Source organism: Vibrio sp. 2132-1 (assembly GCF_033344315.1).
Genome location: NZ_JAWPON010000663.1, coordinates 1 through 568 on the forward strand (window position 1 = coordinate 1; position 568 = coordinate 568).

Below are 568 nucleotides of genomic sequence, written 5' to 3' on the forward strand. Positions count from 1 at the left end.
CGATTGATGAAGATTCTCGTCTACGAGAAGCCTCTTCTTTTGATGCGCTTCGTTTGGTACAGCACAGTTTTGATCTTTCTTCGCAAGACAAACATGCCCTTTTCCTTGGTGGCCTATTTGCGTATGACTTGGTGGCGAACTTCGAACCATTAGGAGACGCGGTAGCAACAAACCAGTGTCCGGATTACGTCTTCTATGTTGCGGAAACATTACTGGTTGTAGATCACCAAACAGAATCCTGCCAACTGCAAGCAACATTGTTCGTTGACGGCTCGCAAAAAGCAGCGCTAGAAAGTCGAATCGAAGATATCCGAGCTCAATGCACATCGCCAAAGCGCCTTCCAGACGCAACGCAAGTGGCCAATATCACAGCTCAACCAAGCGTTTCGGATCCAGACTTCTGTCAAATCGTCCGTGATCTAAAAGAATTCGTGGTAAAAGGCGATATTTTCCAAGTGGTTCCTTCTCGTCGATTCACATTGCCTTGCCCTTCTCCGTTGGCAGCTTACAAAGAGCTAAAGCAAAGCAACCCAAGCCCTTACATGTTCTACATGCAAGACGAGCTGTT

At 47.0% G+C, this 568-nt stretch carries 1 protein-coding gene; it reads left to right on the top strand.

Annotation, left to right across the window (positions count from 1 at the left end; all coding sequences use genetic code 11):
- On the top strand, positions 1-568 hold a 568-nt coding region (locus tag R8N47_RS27260; RefSeq protein ID WP_318186372.1), incomplete at both ends, for a chorismate-binding protein.